This is a genomic window from Thermogemmatispora argillosa, from assembly GCF_059696725.1.
On record NZ_AP019377.1, the window covers coordinates 504,364 to 525,468 of the forward strand.

19 protein-coding genes are annotated in these 21,105 nt (G+C 59.6%); 11 read left to right on the plus strand and 8 right to left on the minus strand.

Annotated features, from left to right (window positions below):
- Positions 1 to 69: 69 nt before the first annotated feature.
- Complete coding sequence (locus tag AC6H1L_RS02105; RefSeq protein WP_497599902.1) at positions 70 to 825, minus strand: GntR family transcriptional regulator; 756 nt, start codon at positions 823 to 825, stop codon at positions 70 to 72.
- Positions 826 to 1,011: 186 nt separating this feature from the next.
- On the opposite strand from AC6H1L_RS02105, the gene AC6H1L_RS02110 reads away from it, so the two are divergent.
- From AC6H1L_RS02110 to AC6H1L_RS02135, 6 genes are all read left to right on the plus strand, one after another.
- A complete protein-coding gene (locus AC6H1L_RS02110) occupies positions 1,012 to 1,977 on the plus strand; it encodes a carbohydrate kinase family protein (RefSeq protein WP_497599903.1) in 966 nt (321 codons plus the stop codon).
- Between the two features lie 42 nt (positions 1,978 to 2,019).
- Positions 2,020 to 3,291, plus strand: a complete 1,272-nt coding sequence (locus AC6H1L_RS02115) for a ferritin-like domain-containing protein (protein ID WP_497599904.1) — start codon at positions 2,020 to 2,022, stop codon at positions 3,289 to 3,291.
- Positions 3,292 to 3,405: 114 nt separating this feature from the next.
- Positions 3,406 to 4,536 (plus strand): ABC transporter substrate-binding protein, encoded by a 1,131-nt coding sequence (locus tag AC6H1L_RS02120; protein ID WP_497599905.1) that lies wholly within the window; start codon positions 3,406 to 3,408, stop codon positions 4,534 to 4,536.
- Positions 4,537 to 4,562: 26 nt separating this feature from the next.
- Positions 4,563 to 6,077 carry a sugar ABC transporter ATP-binding protein gene (locus AC6H1L_RS02125; protein WP_497599906.1) on the plus strand — a complete coding sequence of 505 codons (1,515 nt, stop codon included), beginning with the start codon at positions 4,563 to 4,565 and terminating at the stop codon, positions 6,075 to 6,077.
- Positions 6,074 to 7,072: an ABC transporter permease gene (locus AC6H1L_RS02130; RefSeq protein ID WP_497599907.1), complete on the plus strand. Its 999-nt coding sequence runs from the start codon at positions 6,074 to 6,076 to the stop codon at positions 7,070 to 7,072. Before AC6H1L_RS02125 ends, AC6H1L_RS02130 begins: the two co-directional genes overlap by 4 nt.
- On the plus strand, positions 7,069 to 8,028 hold the full coding sequence (locus AC6H1L_RS02135) for an ABC transporter permease (RefSeq protein ID WP_497599908.1): 960 nt from the start codon (positions 7,069 to 7,071) through the stop codon (positions 8,026 to 8,028). The genes AC6H1L_RS02130 and AC6H1L_RS02135 overlap by 4 nt, the downstream gene beginning before the upstream one ends.
- Before the next feature lie 231 nt (positions 8,029 to 8,259).
- On the opposite strand, the gene AC6H1L_RS02140 is transcribed toward AC6H1L_RS02135, so the two are convergent.
- From AC6H1L_RS02140 to AC6H1L_RS02170, 7 genes are all read right to left on the minus strand, one after another.
- Positions 8,260 to 8,451: a hypothetical protein gene (locus AC6H1L_RS02140; RefSeq protein ID WP_497599909.1), complete on the minus strand. Its 192-nt coding sequence runs from the start codon at positions 8,449 to 8,451 to the stop codon at positions 8,260 to 8,262.
- Between the two features lie 208 nt (positions 8,452 to 8,659).
- Complete coding sequence (locus tag AC6H1L_RS02145; protein WP_497599910.1) at positions 8,660 to 8,800, minus strand: hypothetical protein; 141 nt, start codon at positions 8,798 to 8,800, stop codon at positions 8,660 to 8,662.
- A gap of 482 nt (positions 8,801 to 9,282) precedes the next feature.
- A complete protein-coding gene (locus tag AC6H1L_RS02150; protein WP_497599911.1) occupies positions 9,283 to 10,827 on the minus strand; it encodes a xylulokinase in 1,545 nt (514 codons plus the stop codon).
- Between the two features lie 8 nt (positions 10,828 to 10,835).
- Positions 10,836 to 11,711, minus strand: a complete 876-nt coding sequence (locus tag AC6H1L_RS02155; RefSeq protein WP_497599912.1) for a sugar phosphate isomerase/epimerase family protein — start codon at positions 11,709 to 11,711, stop codon at positions 10,836 to 10,838.
- Positions 11,712 to 11,734: 23 nt separating this feature from the next.
- On the minus strand, positions 11,735 to 12,580 hold the full coding sequence (locus AC6H1L_RS02160; protein WP_497599913.1) for an ATP-binding cassette domain-containing protein: 846 nt from the start codon (positions 12,578 to 12,580) through the stop codon (positions 11,735 to 11,737).
- Positions 12,577 to 13,569: an ABC transporter permease gene (locus tag AC6H1L_RS02165; protein WP_497599914.1), complete on the minus strand. Its 993-nt coding sequence runs from the start codon at positions 13,567 to 13,569 to the stop codon at positions 12,577 to 12,579. The genes AC6H1L_RS02160 and AC6H1L_RS02165 overlap by 4 nt, the downstream gene beginning before the upstream one ends.
- A gap of 123 nt (positions 13,570 to 13,692) precedes the next feature.
- Positions 13,693 to 14,700 carry a sugar ABC transporter substrate-binding protein gene (locus AC6H1L_RS02170; RefSeq protein WP_497599915.1) on the minus strand — a complete coding sequence of 336 codons (1,008 nt, stop codon included), beginning with the start codon at positions 14,698 to 14,700 and terminating at the stop codon, positions 13,693 to 13,695.
- Positions 14,701 to 15,040: 340 nt separating this feature from the next.
- Between AC6H1L_RS02170 and AC6H1L_RS02175 the strand changes: the two genes are divergently transcribed.
- The 5 genes from AC6H1L_RS02175 (at position 15,041) to AC6H1L_RS02195 (ending at position 21,031) form a co-directional block, all read left to right on the plus strand.
- Complete coding sequence (locus tag AC6H1L_RS02175) at positions 15,041 to 16,333, plus strand: ROK family protein (protein WP_497599916.1); 1,293 nt, start codon at positions 15,041 to 15,043, stop codon at positions 16,331 to 16,333.
- Between the two features lie 267 nt (positions 16,334 to 16,600).
- Positions 16,601 to 18,541 carry an AfsR/SARP family transcriptional regulator gene (locus AC6H1L_RS02180; protein WP_497599917.1) on the plus strand — a complete coding sequence of 647 codons (1,941 nt, stop codon included), beginning with the start codon at positions 16,601 to 16,603 and terminating at the stop codon, positions 18,539 to 18,541.
- A 28-nt stretch (positions 18,542 to 18,569) separates the two neighbouring features.
- The gene (locus AC6H1L_RS02185) at positions 18,570 to 19,364 is read left to right on the plus strand and encodes an SDR family NAD(P)-dependent oxidoreductase (RefSeq protein WP_497599918.1); all 795 of its coding nucleotides are present in this window, start codon (positions 18,570 to 18,572) and stop codon (positions 19,362 to 19,364) included.
- Between the two features lie 14 nt (positions 19,365 to 19,378).
- The gene (locus AC6H1L_RS02190) at positions 19,379 to 19,948 is read left to right on the plus strand and encodes a flavoprotein (RefSeq protein WP_497599919.1); all 570 of its coding nucleotides are present in this window, start codon (positions 19,379 to 19,381) and stop codon (positions 19,946 to 19,948) included.
- A gap of 708 nt (positions 19,949 to 20,656) precedes the next feature.
- Complete coding sequence (locus AC6H1L_RS02195; RefSeq protein ID WP_497599920.1) at positions 20,657 to 21,031, plus strand: hypothetical protein; 375 nt, start codon at positions 20,657 to 20,659, stop codon at positions 21,029 to 21,031.
- Positions 21,032 to 21,105 lie beyond the last annotated feature (74 nt).

The window sequence follows — 21,105 nt, forward strand, 5'->3', positions numbered from 1 at the left end:
TATTACTTTTCTCAAGTATAGGCGATCTTGTTATAAAATTACAAGGTCTGCCTACCAACCAGGAGCGGATCAGTAAGTGGAAGGCGAGAAACGGCGGCCAGGAAGGCGCCCGCTCATACGGTACTCGTAGCGGTCGGCCCGCGAGATCACATTGGCAGCATCGACAGGATCACCGTTCTCCAGATATGTCACCCGCTTCACATAGAGGACAGGAGCCTTTGGATCGATCCCGAGCAAGTTAGCCTCCAGATGCGTAGCCTCTCGCGCAGTGACCGTATCCTCCACATGGGCCAGCCGCAGACCGTAGCGTTTTTCCAGCGTCTCATAGAGCGACTCTCCTTCCAGCCCCTTTTCTGCGAGGTCAGGAACGTAGCGCACAGGCAAATAATCGATCATCAGCGCTAGTGGTTCACCGCTAGCGTAGCGCAGCCGCTGTACCCGCAGGACAAGCTCTGGTTGCTCCTCGCTCAATCCAAGAGCGCGCGCTACCCAGGAAGGTGGCACCACCTTCAGAATCTGACAGTCCACGGTATGGGGTTCCAGGCCCAGTTCCCGCATTTGCTCTGTCCAGCTCTTCAGCGTGCCCAGTTCCTCAACCACTCTCCTCTGAGCCACAAAGGTGCCACTCCCACGCCGTCGCGTGAGCAGGCCTTCGCGTACAAGCTCCTCAACAGCTCTCCGTACCGTAATACGGCTGACGTTGAAGCGCTTCTCCAGCTCCTGCTCCGTTTCAATTGGATCTCCGGGTTTCCGTGATCTTTCAATCTCTTCACGCAGAATGCGCGTAATGCGCCGGTAAAGAGGTTCTTCCGCAGCCTCTTGCATGCCAAGCTCCTTGGAAAGAAGGAAGTCAAAGGTGAGGAGCGCCTCTTTAGTATAGCATATCTCGGATCACCCTACCTATTTGCCTATTGTTTATAACAATTGAGAGAAAATATGGAGGATATTGCCTGAAGGCCTCATATATGTTATAATCTTTTCATCGCAGCGAAGAAAGGGGCATCCACACCTATGCGAGAGCAGGAGGTCGCGGGCAAGATCCTGTGCTTTGGAAATCTGCAGCTGGATGTCCTCTGTCGCACAGTGACAGAGCTACCACCGCCAGGACAGCTGCGAGCTATTGAGAGCATCGATCTGGTTTTGAGCGGCAACGCTGGCAATGTGGCAATGGTGCTTGGCCGTCTCGGGTTCAGTGTTGAGCTTGCTGGCTATAGTGGAGCCGATGTCGTCGGTGAGCAGCTACGGGCCGTCTTGGCTGAGAATGGCGTGGGAACGGGGAAACTGCTGCGTCATCCCTGTATAGGTACCGGCACCTCGGTGATTACGCTGACCCCGCGGGGCGAGCGCAGCGTGATCTTTGTCAATGGGGCGAATGCTTGTTTTGACCTCAGCGCTGTACCTGATCACTGGCTTGATGATCTCCGGGTACTTTACGTGGGCAGTATCTTTGTACTTCCACAATTTAGCGGAGAGGCGGTCGGCGCTTTGTGCGCTCGCGCCCGCGCCAGGGGGATCACCACCGTGCTGAACATTTGTTGGGACGCTGAAGGCCGAGGATTGTCCTTCCTTGAGCCAGCTCTGCGCGAGACCGACTATTTCATCCTGAACTACGATGAGGGCCAATTGCTGACCAGTGAGAAGCAGCCAGAGCGCATTATCGAGCGGCTAGAGGCTTGTACCGCAGGCAGCGTTGTGGTGACCTTGGGGGAGCAAGGCTGCTGCTTGAGGCAAGCCGGGCGCTGGCACCACATACCAGCGCGTCCGGTACAAGCCACTGATTGTACAGGCGCCGGTGATAGCTTTACAGCGGGCTTTATCGCCGGGCTGATCCTAGGATGGTCACCGGTTGCCTGTGCCCACCTGGGCTGCTATCTGGCTTCGCTAGCAGTAACTGGCCCTGGCGTTTATACACGTATCCCTTCTTTCGAGCAGATCAGGGGAGCTTTGCAGGGTGTTCTTGATAAGAGCGATCATTGATGAGAAGCGGGAATGCTTCGAGAGAGAGGAGGAAAGACAGCTATGACAGAAGAACAAAGCTATCGCTATGGGGGGCTGCAGCACGTTTTCAACCCAGGCATCTCGGTCGCCGAAGCCGCGCAACGCCTTCGGCGTTTCGCCTATATTGAAGAGCGTATGATGCGTCTTTTTGCCTCTCGCGTCGTTACCATACGCGAACGGGATATCAAAGTTCTGTTGGCCCGCCTGCAGTATGAGGAGGCCATGCACGCCGATGCCTGGCGCGAGCGACTCGCAGAGCTGCGCGTCAACAAGCATAAGCTGGAACAGGTACCTGATGAAGCTCTGGCTGTGCTTTTCGACGAGGCTGAATACCTGCCGGGAAGCTATCCCTTCCTGCTTGCCGTGCAGCAGGTGCTCAAGTCTGCACTCGTTGAGTCCTATCGCACCTATCTGGCAACGACCAACGGTTTGGCTGACTACCCAAGCGTGCGTATTCTGCAGCATGTGCTTGCCGAGGAAGAAGAGCATTTGCGCCTACTGGCACTGACACTGGATTCTCTGCAGCCAAGCGAAGAAGAAGAGCGTCTTGCGGCCTCCTGGCAGACGACGCTGCGCCGCTATCTGGAGGCAGCCGGTGGTATGGACGGCTCAGCTCCTCGCAGTAAGCCCATTGCACGCCTTCATTCGGCCAACCAGACCTACCATCTTCCGCATGAGCTGATGCGCGATGAAACCCTCCCCCGAGTTTGGGACTACGTTGTTCCCTCTCCCCAGGAGACGCAGGCATACCTCAACTATATGATGGGTTTGCGTCTCAGCGAGATCAACGTGGCCGAGGGGCTGGCCATCGTGCTTTTTGAGACCTCTGGCATGCCCTGGAGCTTCTACCGTGATATCTCGCGCCATTGCTGGGATGAGATGCGCCACTCGCTCTTCGGTGAGGCCGCTATCGAGTCTACCTATGGGCGACGCGACGCTCTCCCAATGCGGGATTACGAGGGGATCTTTGTGATGGAGGCCTCGCCGCTGGAGCAGTACGCGGTCCTGGGCCTTGAAGTTGAGGGTGGCAACATGAAGTATCCACCAGGCAAGCGCTACGAGTGGGAGTTTGCTCGCGATGAGGCTCGGCATCCCTTAATGACCACTTTTCAGGATTTCGATTGGGCCGACGAGGTGCTGCATGTTAACATTGCGCGGCGCCAGCTCGACACTTGGTTTGAGGGCGGCCTAAAGGCCATCCGTCCTTTTGCAAAACGTGGACGAGAACACCGTACGCAGGTGAAGCAGCGTCATGAACCAGTGGCGCTTCCCCAGCCAGAGCCGGTTTCCTAGCCGACTCTAATGCCCATTTACACGACACGAGAGCGCACCTTCGTGCGCCTCTAATCCCATTCCCGCATACGCAGAAGCATACAGTTTGCTCTTTTGCTTGAAGGAGGTCCTGCAATGTTGCTGTCAGATTGGCGTGATCCTGCCAGGGGTACCTATCACTTTGTCAAGCTCTATTTCTTTCTGCTGCTTACTCTTGCCTTGTGCTTGATGTTTACAGCGGCCTGTGGTGGAAGTGGGAATATCCAGTCGTCTGGCGGCAACGGTGCCCATCACAAGCCCTTTACCATCGGGGTCTCAAATGGCTTTGTTGACAGTGAATGGCGCACGCAGATGTTGCAAGATATGCAGACAGTCAATGCTGAGTATAAACGTGAGGGGCTAACGAAGGACCTGGTGATCGAGAGTGCCGATGTAGATGTTCAGGGGCAGATCCAGCAGATCCGCAATCTGATCAATCGTGGCGTTGATGCCATTATTATCGATCCCAATTCTCCGACCGCCCTGAATCCCGTGATCGAGCAGGCAATTCAGGCAGGGATTGTCGTAGTCTCAGTGGACCAGGAAGTGAGTGCCAAAGGGGCCGTTAATGTCACTATCGATCAGCGCGAATGGGCACGCATCAGCATGCGCTGGCTGGCGCAGAAGCTCAACGGCAAGGGGAACATCGTGGTGATCAATGGAATTGCCGGAACACCTGCCGACACAGCGCGCTACAACGGCGTGAAGGATGTGCTCAGCCAGTACCCCGGTATCAAAGTACTGAACGTGGTCAATGCCAACTGGGATGAAGCCACCGGTCAGCAGAAGATGGCAGCTTTGCTGGCTTCGCAGCCGAATATCGATGGTGTCTGGTCACAAGATGGCATGGCGCAGGGCGCGTTACAGGCTGTGATTGCTGCCAATCCGCCGAAGTGGCCTATCATGGTTGGCGAGGCACGTGCGGGCTATTTGCAGCTGTGGGCGCAGGTGAAGCGGACCCATCCTACTTTCAGCTCGATCGGCGTGATCAATCCGCCAGGCGTGGGGGCCAGCGGCCTGCGCGTGGCCATTGATCTCTTGCTGGGCAAGCATATCAGGCCAGGCGTGCTAGCGGGCCAAGCGGGCAATACCATTTACGTGCCGATTCCCGGTGAGGTGACGGATGCCAATTTTGCCAGCGAGTATGCCCGAGTCAAGGACCTACCCCAGGCCTATACGCTGGACGGCTACATCAGTCAGCAGCAGGCCGATTCCTACTTCAGCTAAGCTGAACAGAGAGGGCAGGGGAACCTATGGCCATTACGCTTTCAGCAAAGCATGTGGTCAAGCGCTATGGGGGGGTGGTTGCCCTGCGTGATGGCAACCTGGAAGTCCGCTCCGGCGAGGTCATGGCGCTGGTTGGGGCTAATGGAAGCGGCAAGAGCACCCTCAACAAGATCATCACTGGCGTAGTTGCCCCCGATGAGGGGCAACTACTACTCAATGGACAGATGGTGCGCTTCCCTACGCCTCAAGCGGCGCGCCGACGTGGTATCGTAGCCGTCTATCAGGAGCTCAGCCTGGTCGACAATATGACTGTCGAGGAGAATATCTGGCTGGCCCATGAGCCGCTCTGGCCGGGTGGTCTCGTGCAGCGCAGGGCGATTCGCAAGCGTACACAGGAGCTGCTCTCCCTCTTTCAAGGCACAGTTAGCCAGAGGTTGCAGCCCGAGACGCCTGTCGCAGCCCTTTCGCCTGATGAAAAGCAGATCGTGGAGATTCTCAAGGCACTGAGCCTGCAGCCAGCGCTAATGCTCCTGGATGAGGCCAGCGCCAGCCTGGACGCTCGCCAGGTTGGAAGACTCTTCGAGCTGATGACCCATTGGAAACAAGAGGGGATGGCACTGATCTTCATCTCACACCGGATGGAGGAAATTCTGCGGGTGGCCGATCGCATCACGGTCCTGCGTAATGGCGAGAGTGTGCTGGAGGCCTACGCTGGTGAGCTGAGCACCGATGAGCTAGTGCAGGCCATGGTAGGTCAGACAGTGGCCGAGCGCTATATCCAGCGCCGAGAACAGCAAGCGTTGTCCAAACCTTGCTTGGTCGTCGAGGGACTGCGCACGAACGGACTGCACGGAATCAGCTTCACGCTCCATGAAGGAGAGATCCTGGGGCTGGGGGGGCTGCGTGGGCAGGGGCAGAGCGAGATCCTGTTAGCCCTCTTCGGTGCGATCCCCTTTGAGGGTCGCATATTCCTGGCAGGAAAGCCTGTACACTTTACTCACCCCCACCAGGCGGTCAAGGCGGGCCTGGCCTTTGTGCCCGGTGAGCGCAGTACCCAGGGCTTGCTCCTCATCCGTTCGGTGCTGGAGAATCTCCATCTTCCTTCCTGGGCACGCTATGGTATGCTTTTGCGCCTGGGGCAGGCACGACGTGATGCGGCACGCATGGCAGACCGCTTGAAACTGCTAATGCCCTCGCTCGATGCAGCCGTGAGCAGCCTGAGCGGCGGCAATGCCCAGAAAGTGGTACTTGGCAAATGGTTGCTGCGCCAGCCGCGGGTGTTGTTGCTGGATGATCCAACCAAGGGCGTTGATGTGGGGGCCCGTGCCGAGTTCTACCAGATCCTGGCAGAACTGCGCGAGGCAGGCACAGCCATCCTGCTCTATAGTAGCGAGGATGACGAGCTATTGGGACTCTGTGACCGTGTGCTCGTGTTGCACAGCGGCGAGGTGCAGGCCGAACTGGCCCAGGCCTCGCTTACCCATGCCGAGCTGGTTGCCGCCAGCATGGGCACGACGGTGAGAGAGGAGGCAAGCTCATGAGCGTGCAGGCTCAGCAACGCTCGCAAACGTCGCTGCTCCGTCAATGGCGGCGCGTGATTTTGCGCCAAAGCTATCTGTTCGCGTTGCTCCTGCTGTTGATGGCCGTCTTGGTCAATGCACTGCTGCAGCCTAATTTCTTTCGTCCCACCGTACTCAATGGAAACCTGCAGTCCTTCTTACCACTGATACTACTCGCTTCTGGCCAGGCAGTGGTGATCATCGGTGGGGGAGTCGATCTCTCCATCGGCTCCATCGTCTCGCTGGTGAGCGTGGTGACAGTCCATGCCCTGGGGACGAATCCGGGTGCTGGGCAGATCGCGCTGGCCTTCGCTTTAGGGCTGGCTGTTGGATTGCTGGCAGGAGCATTGAACGGGTTCTGCGTGGCCTCTCTACGCTTCCAACCAGTCGTCACCACCTTTGCGACCAGTTCAATTTTTGCGGGCCTGGCCTTGTGGATCATGCCGAGCGCTGGAGGGAGCGTCCCGCCCGATGTGATGAACCTCTACCTGGCAAGTCCTCTGGGGCTGCCTCTCACGCTCTGGATCGTGGTGCTGGTCTTGATCGCCTGGAATCTCCTCTGTAGCACACGCTATGGCCGCTACCTCTACGCAGTTGGGGGCAACGCGCTATCTGCCTATGTTAGCGGTGTCCCAGTGGCAGTGGTTCAACTCAGCACTTATGTCATCGCCGGGCTCATGGCTGCACTCTCGGCCTTCACCCTGGTGCTGAGCACGGGAACAGGTGATCCCTTGATCGGCGGTCCAATGATGCTGGAGTCAATTGTCGCTGTCGTCATTGGCGGTACCCGTCTGGGAGGTGGACAAGGCGGCCTCACCGGGGCGGTATTCGGGGTAGTCATCTTGGGACTCTTCCTCAACATCATTGCCTTTGCCAATGTGCCCGCGTGGTGGCAGACGCTGGTCAATGCGGCGATCATGGTCCTGGCTCTTGCGGGCAGCAATCTGATTCCATTGCTACGCAGGAGGGCTATATGAGAGCGTGGCTGAGCACCCTCCGCCAGCGGTCGGAGCTGATTGCCTTTGCGCTGGCGGTACTCCTCTTCATTGCCGGTGGTCTGGCGCATCCTGGCTTTGCCAGCTACGGTCTGGCGATCAACATCCTCCGACTGGCGGCATTCCTGGGGATCGTCGCCGCGGGGCAGACGCTGGTGATCATCGCTGGGGGCGAAGGCATCGATCTGTCTGTAGGATCGGTGGTGACACTTGGTGCCATTCTTGTTTATCATCTCTCTGCCGGCAAAGACGAACTGGCCGCGCCAGCGCTGCTGATCGCCCTTGGAGCGGGTGCGCTGATCGGGGCTGTCAATGGGGTGGGGATCACCCTGGCCCGTATCCCTCCGCTCGTGATGACCTTGGGAATGTCCGGTGTCGTACAGGGCATGATCCTGGCTGTGACGCAAGGGCGTCTCAGCGGCGGAACGCCTCCCGTGGTGGAAGTACTGGTGAATGCTCCCTTCTGGGCCGGTATTCCGGGCGTGTTGCTGATTTGGGCCGTTGTCGGGATCGCTATGTGGCTGCTGCTGACACGCACGCCTTACGGGAAATACCTCTTTGCAGTGGGAGCCAACCGCGTAGCGGCGCGTCTCTCTGGCGTGCGAGTGCCCGTTCTACTTGTGCTGACCTATGCGCTGAGTGGTCTCTTGGCAGCCCTGGCAGGTGTTGTCTTGCTTGGCTATATTCAGCGCGTCTTTCTAGACCTGGGTTCAGACTACACCCTCCCTTCAGTTGCCGCTGTCGTGGTTGGCGGCACAGTGCTCTCTGGCGGCCAGGGGGGCTACCTGGGAACAATGGCCGGTGCTCTCTTGCTGACCATTCTCAGTAGCCTGCTGACGACGCTTATGCTCCCTGAGTCGGTACGGGAAATTGTCTTTGGCTTACTGTTGCTGCTGCTGCTCTCCGCCTACGGTCGCCAGCACAGACTGCGTCGTTAGTGATGCTCTTCTCTCCCCAGTCCGGCATGGAAAGTGCTGGCCTCGCCGATTCTCGGCGAGGCCGCTGGGGGCCTCACTCACCGAGATCGAAGAGGGCCTGACTCATCAGTCTGGGCTATTAGCGCGACACTGCTTACTTACAAGAAAGTAAGTAGTGCACGCAGCTTCACGCTGCTTCCTGCCTACGCTATGCAAAGAGCAGCTTGCCGCAAAGCGCTACCAGCCCCTTCTCTATTCAAAGCTCTCGTCGTTGACTCGACGGCAGCAACAACGAAAAGCACTGCACAAAAGCCCTGCGGTGACAAGCGCCTCCAGCGAGAAGCAAGCTGGCAGCGACATCGGCCATCCATAAAACGAAAGGTCGCCGATCTCAACCGGCGATTCTGTGAGAAGCAAATCGCCGAAGCCGAGCGTCGTCATCATCGCCCCTGCTCGTTGGCTGAATTTCTGTAACGCGCCACGAGGACGATTGGGACGCTTGGAGTCGCAGATGCACACTGAGGGTTGGTCGACGAGAGCCAGAGTTGTTAAGCCCTGGCCTGAGCAACCAGCAGCCACTCCTGGGGAGACGCCGGTCGCATATCCCAGCCCGCCATCGTCAGCGTATCACTCGGACCGCCCCGACCGTGTGTCACAGCGCCTGTCGTGCCTGCGCGGCCAGGTCCGGCACCACTTCCATTGTGACCATACGCTGTGGTTCCCCCGTCAGCCAGGCCAGCAACGCAGCATTGTACTCAGTTCCCGTCCCGACCTCCAGCACGCGCTGCCCCATTCTTCGACCTGATCAATAAGCACCGCCGGGGTTTCAAGTGGTCAGCAGCCTAGCCGCGGCTGCTTGCGGCGTGCGACCGGCTGTTGCAGCCTAACGGGATCATTCGCCTGCACGGGCTGGAAGGGATCCTTGCCCTGGTGCAGATCGCGGCATATTCAAGTAGAGTGCAAGTAGCGCGTTTCCTGCTCCCCCGCTTTGGGGAAGCAGACAGAGCACACGCGATCGCTCCTGGTATCTGCTCATCTGGCACCGCAGTCCAGAGCGTCAAGTCCTGGCGCGAGCGAGAGGGCATACACGCGGCTCTTGTTGCGCAGCACACGACGATCTGGTTGATCTGACAGCCCATAGATCAGTATCCGTTTGTTGGGGCCCTGAGATGAGCCAGGCGCAGGGCCTGGCTCACCAGTGGCCGGATGGCTCCTCTCACCCAGGCAACGACAGAAACACAGCCTGGATCAGCGCAGGCGGTGTTGCACAGTCTGCTATGACTGATCAGCTCGTCCCCCATCTTCATGAAGCCTTGCGCTAAACGCTTTGCTCTCCTCCAGTATGGCAGCCGCCGGTGAGAGCAACAGCTCCCGATAGCGCTGATAGCGTTCTTGATAGGCAGCGCGACGCGCTCCAGGAGCCGTCACTGTCAGGACCGGCGGGCGCCACGTTTCGAGAATAGTCACATCTTCCCAACAGCCGGCGGCGAGTCCGGCCAAGAGCGCAGCCCCACGCACTGCTGTGTCCTTCTCGGCAACAGCCCAGAGTTCACTTCCCAGGATATCAGCCAGCATCTGGCGCCAGCCAGGATGCAAACCGCCCCCTCCCACCACGAGAAGCTGCTCCTTGACCTCCGCTCCCTCAGCGAGCGCCTCCAGGGCCAGACGCATCCCAAAGGCCACGCCTTCCAACGCCGCGCGGAGCAGATGATCACGCTCATGATCAAGACGCAGATGGAGCCAGCCTGCGGCCCGCGGCCTGGGGTGATACGGTCGCTCCGGCGTCAGGCAGGGGAGAAAGAACAGCGGTTCTACAGCTGTCACCTCGCTTTCGCTGCTCGCATACAGCTCCAACCAGCTCGCCTGAAGGGTTCGACGTACCCAGTCCAAAGCCAGCCCGGCATTCTGCACTGCGGCCATCCGATACCAATGGCGTCCATCTGCCGCTCGATAGAGATGGGTTCTCCACTGGGGGTCAGGCCGTGGCTCCTGGCAGAGGAGCACAAATTGAGCTCCCGAGCCAAGCGAGAGCAAAAGCGGACCCGGCGCAAGCAGGCCAGCTCCCAGCAGAGAAGCTGCTACATCAGCGGCCCCTGTTGCCACAGGCAAGCCCGGTTTGAGGCCCAGCTCCTTCGCTGCTGACGCTTGCAGATAACCCGCCGCTGCCCCAGCAGGCAGCAAAGGGGCAAATAGCTCCCTGCGTAGACCAAGCGAGTCCATCACCTCTGTAGCCCACCGATCCCCCGGCACATCATAGAGCAGCGTCGCCGAGGCATCACTGGCCTCGGTGAACACTGTCCCAGTCAAACGCAAGCGTAGCCAGTCTTTGGGCTGAAGCGCCCAGCGCATGCGCGCGAATGTCTCAGGCTCCTCGTCAGCCAGCCAACAGAGCAACGGGCCGGCCATGCCAGGAGCGAAGGGATTCGCCAGGCGCTCCCGTAGCTGAACGGGCAGCTGTTCAAAGCGTGCTAACTGTCCGACAGCTCGTTGATCTGGCCAGAGCAGAGCAGCGCGTACAGGATTGCCTGCTGCATCGACGGGGACTATGCCGTGCATTTGCCCAGTGACTCCGATAGCTGCCACCTGATCTGGCTCCAGGCGGCGCAAGGCCATACGCACTGCTGCCACTGTTTGCCGCCACCACTCCTCAGGCTCTCCCTCGGCCCATCCCGGCTGGCGGGTAAGCAGAGGATACGCAGCGCGACCCTCTCCCAGCCGCCGCCCGCTCGTTGCCTCCAGGACCAGCGCTTTTACTGCACTCGTGCCCAAATCAATGCCGAGGAGCGCTTTGCCCTCGAGCTTCCTTCTTCCGTCTCCCATGATGATGACTAGTCCCCGTGGGTGTCCGCTGCTTCCAGACCGGCAGCAATGAAGGCCCGTGCCCGCCTGGCCAGATCAAAACGGTCTGTCCAGGTATGACGCCAGATCGCCAGAGAGCCAGAGAGGTTTGCAATCTGCTGAGCCCGAGAAAAGCTCTCAAAAGTCACTGGTCCTTGATACCCAGCCCGCTTGAGCGCCCGGAAAAATGCAGGGAAATCCACCGTACCTGTGCCGAGATAGCCCCGATGGCTTTCGCCCACATGGACATAGCCTAGCCGCTTTCCACAGGCCATGACCGGCTTCACAAAATTGTCTTCTTCGATATTCATATGGTAGGTATCCAGGTGGACCACGATATTCGGTGCTCCAATCTCTTCGATCAGTGCCAGGGCCTGCTCCGCTGTATTGAGGAAATTGCTCTCATAGCGGTTCACCACTTCGAGACCTAGCTGTATGCCACTGGCTGCCGCCTGCTCGGCCAGACGAGCCAGGACGCGTATACTGTTCAGCCGTCCGGCAGGAGTAAGCGGCTCACGGTAGCGCGTCAAGGCTCCGAAGATCACCCCGCCAAGATAGGTGGCCCCCAGATCCCGAGCAACAGCTAGCGCATCGCACAAGAGCCGCTCACCGCGCGCTACTACTTCCTCATCCGTGCTGGAAATGTCTGTCTCGGGTGTCAGAGCCAGCGTACAGGTCGCTTCAAGACCAGTCTTTGCCAACAGGCTTCTCGTCAGAGCCACGTCGATTGTAGCTGGCTCAAGCAGGGGGATCTCAATCAAATCATAGCCACTCGCGCGACTGCTTTCGAGTGCCTGACGACATTCCTCCTGACTCCAGCCTCCCACCCAGACGAATGCGTGAATACCTATTTTCTGTCTCATCATAAGCTCCAAGCCTGTTCCAGCGATCATTCGTTACCCTTGACACCGGTGATCATGGCCACGAGTTCATCACTCGTCGTCTCGCTCGTCCGGCGTCCTCCTACTACTTGGCCACTGCGCATGACCCACACCTGTTGAGAGAGACGCAGCACCTGCTCAAAGTTATGGCTAATCAGTAAGATGGCTAGCCCCTGCTCACGTAGACGGAGAATCAATTCCTCAACACGCCGGGTCTCTCGTACTCCCAGCGCTGCCGTTGGCTCATCCATGATCAGCAGCCGCGACCCCCAGCTCGCGGCTCGCGCAATGGCAATAGCCTGCCGCTGCCCACCAGAGAGCTGTCGCAGCCGGGCATGGATGGACGGTAAATGGACCTCAAACTGCCGAAGCATCTGCAGCGCCTCTCGGCGCATAGCACGGCGATCCAAGACCGCCAAGGGCCCCCATCGCTTGACTCGCTCGCGGTTGAGAAAGATATTTTGCCAAACTGTGAGGTCTTCAATCACAGCCAGGTTTTGATATACTGTCTCAATACCTGCCTGACGGGCTTCCTGAGGGGAGGCGAAATGGACCTCTCTCCCCTCGAAGAAGAGGCGCCCACTGCTGGGTGGGTGTAGGCCCGAAATGCACTTGATGAGCGTTGATTTTCCTGCGCCATTGTCTCCGACGATGGCTGTAATCTCTCCCCGCCGCGCCCATAGCGTCACTTCGTGCAGCGCTACAATGGCTCCAAAGTGCTTGCTCACACGCTCAACCAGGAGCAATACCTCAGCAGGATCAGGTACTGTAGGCCTGGATGGGGTAGCCGTAGCGGCGTCGCGTTCTGGAATCTGAGGAGCAGAAAAGACGCCTTCAAATTCTGTAGGGCTCATCGCCAGTACCTCACCAGCAAGGCGGCCAACACGACCGCTAGACCAACCACCACCGGTTGGTAAAATTGCGAGAGTCCGAGCAGGGTCAGTCCATTGACGAGCACCGTGAGCAAGAGGGCCCCTGCAGCCGGTCCGGCAATCGTGCCACGTCCTCCAAAGAGACTGACGCCTCCCAGGACCACCGCAGCAACAGAGTTGAGTAAGTAGCTGGTATCAACAGCCGGTTCAGCAGCCCCAATGCGTGCCGTGAAAAGGATGGCTGCCAGACCAGCCAGGCCACCTGCCAGTATGTACGCTGCCAGCTTTATCCCTGCAGTGCGAATCCCCATAGCACGCGCCGCTTCGGCATCGCCCCCCGTGGCCAGCAGGTGAGTTCCAAAGCGGGTGTAAAAGAGCAAGAAATGGCCCAGCAACACCACGAGCAGGGCGATTAAGACAAAGTAGGGCAAGGGACCAAGGGAGCCTGTTGCAAGCTGAAGTAGAAAGGTACTGACAATGGTCACAGGCTCACCATTAGAGAGGATCAGTGCCGCCCCAGAGGCGGCGCTGAGTGTCCCGAGCGTCGCAATGAAATCTGGAATCCGCCCCCAGGCAATCAGCAGGCCATTGATGAGGCCCACGAGCAAGCCAGCAGTGATAGCAAGCAGACAGGCCAGACCGATAGGGCCTCCGTGGACGACAACCTGGCCCAGGACTACGCCAGCCCAGGTCATCGTAGAGGCCAGAGAGAGATCAATGCCCCCTGTCAGGATCACGAATGTCTGCCCTACGGTCAGAATCACCAGCAGCGCCGCTGCTATCAGCACAGCCCGGATGTTGCCGAGGCTTAAGAAAGCGGGTGCGGCTATGCCAAAGATGATGACCAGCCCTGCCAGAGCGATCACCGCAGTCCAGTTAATCCAGAACTCGGGATCGCTGAACCGCTCTCGCCAGCTGAGTCGCTCAGCCTGCGCCGAAAAGGCTGTTGCTGGCGCGTTGCTCTGTTCCATCTGCTCTCTCCTTCCTCCCCTGTGAGTGAGTGGTTGCGCTCCCAGCACCGATAGGCTCAGGCAGATACCTGCTTGCCCCTTTGCGCACCACTCACCCACCGGCTTGCTTGTTTCCTTTCTTCACTACTTGAGGAGGTCCTGGAAGGGATCACTATAGCTGCTAAAAGGCTTAGGGAAGCTGGCCAGAGCCTGAGCAACATTATCGCTGGTTACCACGAGAATAGGGGCGGTGACCTTCGCCGGCAGAGTCTTGCCCGCTAGGGCCGCCTTGCAGGCTTCGACCCCCATTGCTCCAATAGTATAGGGGTACTGGGAGACGGTGGCCGAGAGCTGACCCGCTTGAATGGATTTGAGAGCATCCTGGATACCGTCGACGCTGACTACCTTGACCTGACCCTGTTTCCCAGCATCAGCAATGGCCCGTACGACTCCAAGAGCCATGTCGTCGTTGGCGACAAAGAACCCTTTGAGGTCCGGGTGAGCGCGCAGGATATCACCCGCGGCTGTCAGCGCTTTCTGGCGATCCCAGTCAGCTGCAACTGTCTGGACAATCTGGATCGTCGCAGGAATCCCCTGGCTGAAACCCTGGAGACGTTGCTGGCTGGTAACGTCTCCGGCGATGCCTCCAATCAAGGCCACTTTGCCCCCCGTTGGCAGCAGTTTGGCCATCTCGCTGGCAGCCTGACGACCGGCACTGATGTTGTCCGTTCCTATGTACGTGCTGATCTTGATACCGGCGGCTTGAGCTGCCTGCGCGCTGATGGGGTTGTCGATGTTAATAATGGGCTTGCCCGCTTGCGAGACGGGTGCAAGTGCCTGAACCAGGTTGGTGCCACTAATAGGATTCACGATGTAGCAGCCATAGTTCTGGCCTGCAAGGGCCTGCAGCTTGTCCGCCTGGCCAGTGGTGTCTGTGATGCTTGCTGCGGCCTGGACGGTAACGGACACGCCCACAGTCCTGGCTTCATCCTGAATGCCTCGCTGCATCGCCTGGAAGAACGGGTTATCTAGCCCTTTAATCACGGCTGCAACCTGCGCGCTTCCACTGCTTCCAGTCCCGCTGCTGGCTCCACCACAGGCAGTGATGATCACACCTAGCACCGCCAGCAGGATCAGGCTCATCTTTGTCATCAGCGATTGCCTGCACACTGCAGCGCCTCCTTCTCTTTGTCTCTGGCAGCCAAAATAGTTTCTGAAGCGCTTCGTTCGACTCAGCGAAGACTTCTGTCCTGCTGAGTAGAGGGAACCCTTCACTATTGGCAGATTATAATCATACTTATGTATTATGTCAAGCAAAAGTTTGCCATCTTCTGACCAAATGGAACAGAATTACGGCGAGGTAATCTTGAGAAGGCCCTTTCTCTTTGGTAGAATAGAGGCGAATATGCCAAATACATCTGTGACCTGTGATCAGCACGAACTGCACAGGTAGCCCTCTCTATTTTTCGGAACTGTGAGGAGTGCCACGCTGATGAAGTCACCTCTTGAGGGCAACGGTGCCTCTGGGTCAGGAGCGGTTCTCGCCCTGTTTCGCACTGGCCAGGCGCGCACTCGGGCGGATGTGATCCGCCTGACCGGTTTGGCTCGCTCGACGGTCACGCAGCGCCTGGAGCGTCTGCTCGCTGCCGGCCTCCTGGTACCGGATGGGGCCAGCGTTTCGACCGGCGGTCGTCCTCCGACGCAGTTTAAATTCAATGCAGCACGTGGAGTGTTTCTCACCGCCGATGTGGGGGCCAGCCATCTCCGCTGTGCGCTGACGGATCTAGCAGGGACTATTCTGGCAGAAGAAGCAAGCGAGCTCGATGTAGCTGTTGGACCTCATCCTGTGCTAGAGCAGGTAACGAGGACGTTCTTGGCCCTTCTGCAACGGCTGCGGGTGCCTCCTCAGAAGGTGCACGGCATTGGGATTAGCGTCCCCGGCCCCGTAGAGTTTGCCACTGGGCGTGTGGTAAGCCCTCCGATTATGACCGGCTGGGATGGCTTTGACATTCCGGGCTACTTTCTAGAGCGCTTTGCCTGTCCGACGCTAGTGGACAATGATGTGAACGTGATGGCCTTTGGGGAATATAAGGCCTGCTGGCCAGAGCACCCACATATGTTGATGGTCAAGGTAGGGACAGGGGTCGGCTGCGGCATCATTTCGAATGGGCAGATACTGCGTGGTGCTCAGGGAGCAGCTGGGGATCTTGGTCATATCCCCTACAGTGGCGATCTGGCCAATCGGACGACGCCGCCACTCTGTCGCTGCGGCAATCTCGGCTGCGTGGAAGCCTATGCTGGTGGCTGGGCATTACTGCGCGATCTCCGTGCACTTGGCCACCAGGTCCATTCAACCTATGAGGTAGTCCGTCTGATCCGGGCCGGACAGCAGGACGCGGTGCATCTGGCTCGTCAGGCAGCCCGTGTGCTGGGTCAGGCCATCTCCGACGCAGTGAGCCTCCTCAACCCTTCGCTGGTGGTCTTAGGCGGTCGCCTGGCTCACGCCGACGAGCCCTTGCTCGCCGGCATTCGCGAGGTGGTCTATCGACGTTCCTTGCCGCTGGCGACTCGCGATTTGCAGATCACCACCAGTCGTCTGGATATCCATGCCGGCATTACTGGCCTGGCGCTGCTGCTCGGAGAGTACCTCTACGCACCTGAGCTGGTTGATCTGGCGCTTGATGCCGAGGCTTCCCCCCCCCCAGCGGGCCGCTATGGACCGCTCAGCGGGAAAGCACTGCACTACACCTTGCGTCTTCTGAGCCAGGGAGCAGCAACTCCTTAGTTCTGGCCAGATCCCTCTATCGCACCTTGAGCAACCACTACCTGGCCCCACTCTCGCCTGAGAGCACCCGTACGATTTTGGACGTCGGCACCGGTACCGGCATCGGGGCCTTCGACAGAGGAGCGCCTGGCTCGGCCTCCCTTCCTTCTTGCCTTTCATGCGCGGTTACTGTATACTCCTGAGGCAGGAGTGTGATCTTGTCGTCTCTCTTCCTCTCGCTTGACACACTATGACAAAACAAGCAAGCGGCGAGCTGAGGTGTGTGTGATGGAGAGCACATCCTGTGCCTTGGAAACAGGCCCCCTCTTTCGCGTGTGGCTCTGCGGCCCTCTCTGCCTCGAACGACGTCAGGCAGCGACCTATGAACCGCTCCCCCTCAGTGCCTGGGGCGGCAGTGCCTACCCTCGGCAGCTTCTCAAGGCCCTGCTGTGCTGTCCCAGACGCCAGGCCCATCGCGAGCGCCTGCTGGCCTGGCTCTGGCCCGACGCGGCTCCCGACCAGGCCGCCAGCGCCCTCCATACGGCGACCACCAAGCTGCGCAAAGTGCTGCAGCCCCCTGGAGCCTCCAGCCTGCTGGAAAGCCTCAGCGAGGGACACGGCTATCGGCTGCCCGGCCAAGCCCTGCTCTGGGTCGACGCCGAGGAGGCGCTCCAGCTCCTCCAGCAGGCGGAAGCGTGCCAGCGTACGGGCGATCCCCTCGCCGTCGAGCGCTTGCTAGAGGAAGCAGTCCGCTATTGGCAGCGAGGAACGTTCCTGGAGGGGGAAGAAGGAGACTGGGTCCTGGCCCGCCGCGCGACGCATGAGCGCGCCTGCTACCGGGCACGCTGGTGGCTCAGCGAGATCTATGAGCAGCAGGGCCGCTGGCCCGAGGCCGAAGCAGTGCTCACCGAGCTGTGGGAAGAAGACCCGACCGATGGGGAGGTGGTAGCCCGGCTGGTGACGGTGCTGTTGCGCCAGGGAAGAAGACAGGAGGCCCGGCGCTGCTATCGGGATTGGAGACACCTGCTGGCCCGGACAGGGGACTCCCTCGATGAGCAGAGCGCGCAGGCGATTGAACGGGTGTTGCACGCCGCCGGGCTGACGGAGAGTCAACCATCTCCCAGTCCAAGACCAGCAAGTCCCCTGCCAGGCTTCCTTTCCGGCCCCAATCAGGGTATACTAGACATGAAGACCCTGCATTGGAGTACTGCTACGGATCGTCAACGTCGCCAACTGCTTCAGACAACGCTAGAAGGCCTGGGCCTGCTGGCTCTCCCAGGGATTGGTTCAACTTCTCTCTTCGAGGAACACGTTCATTCCCTCAGTGAAGAACTGTTCCAGGTTTTGGACAGCATGCTTCAAAAGGTGTGGTCGCTCTTCTATTACCACATGGCCTCGACCAATCTCCAGCCCATTGTCCAAGGCCTCCTGCAAGCCGGGCAGCTCTTACTGCATCAGGCCCACTCCGACCTACTCCGGCAGCGTGCCAGCGCCTTTCTGAGCGGCGTTTGCCTGCTCACCGGCAGGATCGCCCTGGATCAAACAGGTGCTTCCTTGGCTGTACACGCTTATCAGGAGGCGCTTTCCTACGCTCGTGATGCAGTATCTTCTCCACTCGAAAGTCTGGTCATTGCCCGGATCGGTGGCGATCTGCACGAGCAGCATCCCCAAATGGCCCTCTCACTCCTGAGTGAAGCGCGTCACCTTTATTCCTCCAAGTCTGCCCAGCTTGATCAGAAGCTGCAAGCCTGGATCGCTCTTCACGAGGCAGAAGCATATGCCAGGCTGCAGCAGAAACAACGCTGCCTTACAGCTCTGGACCAGGCTGAAAACCTGGATCTGCACGAGGCTTCTGACCCTTTCTGGACTGCCGTCAACCCGGCATTACTCTGGGGCTTTAAGGGTGCCTGCTTGCTCACGCTTGGCGAGCCTGCGTTGGCAGCAGAGGCGCTAGAACGCGCGAAACAGCTCGCTGCCCCTTCAAGGCGACAACAGGCGATTTTCTCCGCAGATCTCGCGCTGGCTCGCGCGTACCAAGGAGAGATCGATATGGCTTGCGCGGCAGGAGAGGAAGCACTGCTGTTGCTTCTGGAAGTCCGTTCTTCTTGCGTTCTCACGCGACTGCAGCGGTTATTACCTGTCTTGAGCCATTGGTCTGGAGAAGCGTGTGTCCAGCGTTGGTGGAGCACGTGGCGAGAGGGAGCTGCTCTTCTCGGTCACGTGGGCTAGCCAGACCACGGCAGAGGAGGGGAGATCGATGGATCTGGGCTTAACAGGGAAAGGGGTCCTCATCACGGGAGGCAGTCGAGGGATCGGGCGCGCCTGTGCCTTGACCTTTGCCCAGGAAGGAGCACACGTCGCCTGCTGTGCGCGGGGAGAGCCGGATTTGCGGCGCACGCTTGAGGAATTGCGTTCCTACCCCATTCGCGCCTTCGGCCAGGTGGCCGATGTGACTCGTCTCGATGAGGTGGAGCGCTTTGTCCAGGCCAGCGTTGCAGCACTGGGACGGCTGGACTGCGTCATTTGCAACGTCGGCGGATCAGGCGGCAAAGGGCTGCTCCATTCCCGCGATGAAGAATGGCTGGCCACCCTTGATGTGAATCTCTTGCATGCGGTCCGGGTGATTCGAGCAGCCATTCCTGCCCTGCAGCAGCAGTCAGAGAGTGCCATCGTGATTATTTCCTCGATTTCAGGAAGGAAGCCGTCTCCATCCGTGCAGTATGGCACAGCCAAGGCGGCAGAGGTCTTTCTTAGTCAGGCACTGGCGCTGGAACTGGCGCCCTTGCGCATTCGTGTCAATACCATTTGCCCTGGGTCGATCCTGTTCGCCGGAGGAGGTTGGGAACGCTTTCAAGCGCGTCATCCCGAAGCGTTCGCGCGCTTCGCGCAAGAGGAGTTCCCGTTTGGGCGACTCGGTACGCCCGAGGAGGTGGCTCGCGTCGTGGTGTTTGTGGCATCTCCAGCAGCGAGTTGGATCAATGGGGCGGTGATTGCTGTCGATGGAGGCCAGCAGCAGCCTTCGGTGTTCCAGCGCGGCCCAGTGTGGCGCTAGAGAGGAGGCTGAAGATGGATGCGCAACAACGGGGAGTCCTCTACATTATCTCTTGTGCCAGCGGAGCCGCGGAGCATGTGGCTGATCTGGTCCGTGCCGCCCAGGCAGAAGGGTGGACGGTCTGCGTCATCGTCACCCCTCAGGCGGTGAAGTTTGTCCATCGTCCCCTCCTGGAGCAGCTCACCGGCTATCCTGTCCGCAGCGAATACAAGCACCCCGATGAACCCGATGTGCTGCCACGCGCAGATGCCATTGTGGTGTTCCCCGCGACCTTCAACACGATCAACAAGTGGGCCCTGGGGATCAGCGATACCCTGGCGCTGGGGATACTCTGCGAATATACCGGCCTGCACATCCCGATTGTCGCAGTGCCCTGCGTGCGCACGCATTCCGGGCTCGACACGCATCCGGCTTTCCCGCAGAGCCTGGAGCGGCTGCGATCCTATGGGGTCGCGGTGCTCTACGAACCCGAGACCTATCCCCCCAAGAATGAGGTCCCTCCGTCGGTCATCCTGCAACGTCTGGATCACCTGCTGGCTGCCAGGAATGCCTCATCACCCTCAGCGTCCTCGACGCAGCAGTAACCGGGCCGGGGCGCGCTCGCCCGACCTGGAGGCCACAGACGCGAACAAGCGCTCTCTTCAGGGGGCTTTGGGAGCGGGCGGCGTGCCCTGCAGAGGCCTGCCTGCTCCTCGGTTGCGGCTGATCATCAGCGCACGGGTCCGGCAGCGCAGGATTCTCCTTTCCCTCGCCGCTGGTGCTCGCCAGCCAGGCATGGGTGAGCCAGGTGGCCAGTTGATTCAGCAGAGAAGCTCCCGTGCTCAGCGGCTTTCCCGGGGACCTGGCTGAGCCTGTGCTCTGCACAGGATGCTCTTCCTCACCCTCTCTCCTCACGATCTCCCTGCTCTCTCCCATCAATCACCCCTGATTCTCCCGAGATTCGCCAGCTCCTGCTGGTACGCTCGGGAGGAACGTCGGGCCACACGCTGCGCCGCCCCGCGGCGGTGGGAGGCGCCGATGACTCAGCCCGCACGGCGCTCATCCAGAGGGTAGGAGGCCCGATGAGAGGAAGGAGCGTGAACGGATGGCAACCGCTGTCCAACCGCTGAGGGGATCTCCCCTGCCCCTGCTGCCCTGTCCGCGTTGCCGCCCGCAGCAGGGGCAGGCCGAGAGGGCTGCCCCAGGCGAACGAGCACAGGGGGCCTCTCGGCCCATGAGCCACAGCGAGAGCGCCGAGCATGCTGCTCCTCCTGATACGCGGTTGTCTGTATCTTCCTGATGGGAGGACGAGTATGGCCTTGTTGCGTCGTCTCTTCGCTCGCCGCCGGCCCGGGGTTCAGGCGGCTTCCGCGGCGTGCGCCGCCAGCCAGGCCGCGGCGGGCACGGCCCCCGAGCCGGGGCGGCCCTCGGTGCGCCAGCGCCACTATCTAGAGGACGTGCCGTATCTGTTACCCAAAGACCCCCTGGAAGACCAGCGGCTCAACTACCAGCATCACGCCCTCTACCGGACCCTGAGTAACCATTATCTGGCCCCACTCTCGCCTGAGAGCACCCGCACCATGCTGGACGTCGGCACCGGCACCGGCATCGGGGCCTTCGACAGAGGAGCGCCTGGCTCGGCCTCTCTTCCTTCTTGCCTTTCATGCACGGTTACTGTATACTCCTGAGGCAGGAGTGTGATCTTGTCGTCTCTCTTCCTCTCGCTTGACACACTATGACAAAACAAGCAAGCGGCGAGCTG

Coding starts and splice junctions, on each gene's coding strand:
- AC6H1L_RS02170 (WP_497599915.1), bottom strand. CDS start 14,700: ATGACAAAGATGAGCCTGATCCTGCTGGCGGTGCTAGGTGTGATCATC.
- AC6H1L_RS02180 (WP_497599917.1), top strand. CDS start 16,601: ATGGAGAGCACATCCTGTGCCTTGGAAACAGGCCCCCTCTTTCGCGTG.
- AC6H1L_RS02160 (WP_497599913.1), bottom strand. CDS start 12,580: ATGAGCCCTACAGAATTTGAAGGCGTCTTTTCTGCTCCTCAGATTCCA.
- AC6H1L_RS02105 (WP_497599902.1), bottom strand. CDS start 825: ATGCAAGAGGCTGCGGAAGAACCTCTTTACCGGCGCATTACGCGCATT.
- AC6H1L_RS02165 (WP_497599914.1), bottom strand. CDS start 13,569: ATGGAACAGAGCAACGCGCCAGCAACAGCCTTTTCGGCGCAGGCTGAG.
- AC6H1L_RS02125 (WP_497599906.1), top strand. CDS start 4,563: ATGGCCATTACGCTTTCAGCAAAGCATGTGGTCAAGCGCTATGGGGGG.
- AC6H1L_RS02110 (WP_497599903.1), top strand. CDS start 1,012: ATGCGAGAGCAGGAGGTCGCGGGCAAGATCCTGTGCTTTGGAAATCTG.
- AC6H1L_RS02155 (WP_497599912.1), bottom strand. CDS start 11,711: ATGATGAGACAGAAAATAGGTATTCACGCATTCGTCTGGGTGGGAGGC.
- AC6H1L_RS02120 (WP_497599905.1), top strand. CDS start 3,406: ATGTTGCTGTCAGATTGGCGTGATCCTGCCAGGGGTACCTATCACTTT.
- AC6H1L_RS02175 (WP_497599916.1), top strand. CDS start 15,041: ATGAAGTCACCTCTTGAGGGCAACGGTGCCTCTGGGTCAGGAGCGGTT.
- AC6H1L_RS02145 (WP_497599910.1), bottom strand. CDS start 8,800: ATGGGGCAGCGCGTGCTGGAGGTCGGGACGGGAACTGAGTACAATGCT.
- AC6H1L_RS02130 (WP_497599907.1), top strand. CDS start 6,074: ATGAGCGTGCAGGCTCAGCAACGCTCGCAAACGTCGCTGCTCCGTCAA.
- AC6H1L_RS02140 (WP_497599909.1), bottom strand. CDS start 8,451: ATGATGACGACGCTCGGCTTCGGCGATTTGCTTCTCACAGAATCGCCG.
- AC6H1L_RS02150 (WP_497599911.1), bottom strand. CDS start 10,827: ATGGGAGACGGAAGAAGGAAGCTCGAGGGCAAAGCGCTCCTCGGCATT.
- AC6H1L_RS02135 (WP_497599908.1), top strand. CDS start 7,069: ATGAGAGCGTGGCTGAGCACCCTCCGCCAGCGGTCGGAGCTGATTGCC.
- AC6H1L_RS02195 (WP_497599920.1), top strand. CDS start 20,657: ATGGCCTTGTTGCGTCGTCTCTTCGCTCGCCGCCGGCCCGGGGTTCAG.
- AC6H1L_RS02115 (WP_497599904.1), top strand. CDS start 2,020: ATGACAGAAGAACAAAGCTATCGCTATGGGGGGCTGCAGCACGTTTTC.
- AC6H1L_RS02190 (WP_497599919.1), top strand. CDS start 19,379: ATGGATGCGCAACAACGGGGAGTCCTCTACATTATCTCTTGTGCCAGC.
- AC6H1L_RS02185 (WP_497599918.1), top strand. CDS start 18,570: ATGGATCTGGGCTTAACAGGGAAAGGGGTCCTCATCACGGGAGGCAGT.